Source organism: Nocardia jejuensis NBRC 103114 (genome assembly GCF_001613145.1).
Taxonomy (GTDB): domain Bacteria; phylum Actinomycetota; class Actinomycetes; order Mycobacteriales; family Mycobacteriaceae; genus Nocardia; species Nocardia jejuensis.
In genome coordinates this window covers 1-2274 of record NZ_BDBU01000088.1, presented here as the reverse complement: position 1 = coordinate 2274, position 2274 = coordinate 1, and the positions used below count along the sequence as shown (strand labels likewise).

At 61.0% G+C, this 2274-nt stretch carries 2 protein-coding genes and 1 tRNA gene; 1 reads left to right on the top strand and 2 read right to left on the bottom strand.

The features are described from left to right. Both NJ1_RS37700 and NJ1_RS37695 read right to left on the bottom strand, forming a co-directional pair. On the bottom strand, nt 1–706 hold a 706-nt coding region (locus NJ1_RS37700), incomplete at its 3' end, for a hypothetical protein (RefSeq protein WP_218025323.1). Between the two features lie 216 nt (nt 707–922). After that, nucleotides 923–2035: a tyrosine-type recombinase/integrase gene (locus NJ1_RS37695; protein ID WP_067705132.1), complete on the bottom strand. Its 1113-nt coding sequence runs from the start codon at nt 2033–2035 to the stop codon at nt 923–925. A 68-nt stretch (nt 2036–2103) separates the two neighbouring features. On the opposite strand from NJ1_RS37695, the gene NJ1_RS37690 reads away from it, so the two are divergent. Then, nucleotides 2104–2176 (top strand) — tRNA-Lys (locus tag NJ1_RS37690). The last annotated feature ends 98 nt before the right edge of the window (nt 2177–2274 follow it).

The following is a 2274-nucleotide window of genomic DNA, read 5'->3' as shown; positions in this document are numbered from 1 at the left end:
GGTCGCCGGTGATCGCCGCCCTGTCGAGGGACAGGGCATCGCCGCCGGGGTTGGTAAGGGCGGCGCCGTTCAGTGAAAGTTGGCCGCTGATGTTCGCTCCGAGGGCTCGGATCTCTCCGGTGGCGGTGAACCCGCTGTCCAGAAACATGCCGCCCGTGATCGTCGCGTTGTCGAGGAGCAGGGCATTGCCGTCGGGGTTGGTGAGAGTGGCGCCTTTCATCGACAGAAGGCTGATTCTCGCTGCGAGGGCGCGGATCTCTCCGGTGGCGGTGAACCCGTCGCTCGCGAACAGACCACCGGTGATCGTCGCCTGATCGAGGTTGAGTGATCGGATGTGAGAACCGCTGAGGTTCAGTTCTTTCAACGTCGAACCGCATAGTCCGATGTGACAGTCGAATCGACATTTCGTCAGGTACAGAGCATGTTCGAACTTGATGTTTTCCAGATCGACCGGACCGACGATTCGAGCGCCGTTGATCCGGAGCCCGTGGGGATCGACAGCTAGATTTCGGTTGGTCAAGACTGCGCGCAAAGCGGCGGCTGGTATCTGCCGCTCGGGACCCCACTTGTCGCCACCGGCTGGGTTCCGGTCGGCCGAGTTGGCGGCATGGTCCTTTGCGAGATCGAGTGTCTCACCCTGCTCAGAGGCCGCACTGATTCGTTTTACCCATGACGCAACGTCGTCATCCTCCACCGGTGTAGTCACGAAGATGATCGTCTCGCACTGACTAAGACGACGTGGCGATGTTCCTGACACCTGTCACGTTTGCGCCCAAACTTCTCGGAGACTCGGAGACTCCGTGGCTCGAAGGCCCAGCCGCAGTGGTTCTGGACCCGACACCATCGAACCTGTTGCAGTCGAGATGGCGAGTGGTCGGTGTCCCCACACCCCGCCCGCGATGGCTCGGTGCCGTAAAGGTAGCTACCCGAGGGCATCTCGTACACGGTCCCACTGAGCTTTCGCGCGGTGTGCATAGCGTTGGGTAGTCGCGATGTTCGCGTGGCCCAGCAGCCGTGAGACCTCCTGAATTGGGATGCCCTGTTCCAGAAGGCGACTCGCATAGGTGTGGCGAAGGTCATGAAGTCGGACATGCCCGATCTGTTGACGTCGTCGACCTTGCCCGGTGTACGCGATTCGAACCGACGCATCGAATCTTGTTCGCAGATTGGACGGATCGAATGGGCGGCCCTCGGTGTGTGCCAAGACCAGACCTGTATGGACTCGGGCGTTCTGCGGATAGTTGATCGGGCTCGGCGCACGGTTGCCTATGCCGACTTGCGAAAGGTGGCTGTCTAGCAGCTTAGTCAAGGTGGCGCCGATCGGGATGGTCCGGCGTTCGTGATCTTTCGGATCCTTCATGTCCTGCGCTACCGGGTCGTATGACCACTCAATGGAGACCAGTCGGCGTTTCAGATCGACGTTCTCCCAGTGCAAACCCATGGCTTCGCCCAGTCGCACGCCGGTGCCGAGTAGAACACTGACGACGAGCGCGTCGAAGTCGCTCAGCGAGCTCGCGATAGCTGAAACTTCGCTGTCGTCCAGGTATCGGTCTGACATTGGCCCTGTTTTGGGGAGGGTGATGCCTTTGCATGGGTTGACGGTGATCACACGTGCCATCTGGGCGGACTTCATCGAGGCGCTCAGGAGGTAGTAGCACTTCGCTACTGTCGACGGTGCCATGCCGGCCTTGGCAAGCTCGGCGACCCAGTTCTGGATGGCATCCGGGGTGATGTCTCGAAGCGGAGTCTTCTCCCACCGCGGGCGGACGTGATCACGGAGACGGCCCTGGTCGGAGCGGTCTGTGCTTTTCCCCACAATTCGGGCGGCTTGCCACCTTGGTGCCCACTCGCCCCAGGTGAGAGTCTTCGACTCGCGCGAAGTCGGCGTGTCGCGTTCGGCGACCTCCTTGGCGGCGGCCTGGCGCTTCGCTTCCTCTTTTCGACCGTATGTTCCTGGCAACCGGGCCTTCGCGCCCGTGGCGTCGCGATAGACACCGCTGTAGCGGCCACTGGGAAGCTTCTCCGCCCATGCCATCTAGGTCATCCTCCATCGATAACGATGTGGGGCAGGCGTGGGGCATGTTGTAGTCTTGTCCCCGCTAAGCCCCTTTAGCTCAGTTGGTAGAGCTGGTGACTTTTAATCACTAGGTCGTAGGTTCGAGTCCTACAGGGGGCACAACGTGATCCAGGGGCACCTTCGGGTGCCCCTGTTGTCGTATATGCCCCATGGCTGCCCCACGATCCTAGAGTTCCCGCAGGTAGATGCGGTGAAAC

Coding starts and splice junctions, on each gene's coding strand:
- NJ1_RS37695 (WP_067705132.1), bottom strand. CDS start 2,035: ATGGCATGGGCGGAGAAGCTTCCCAGTGGCCGCTACAGCGGTGTCTAT.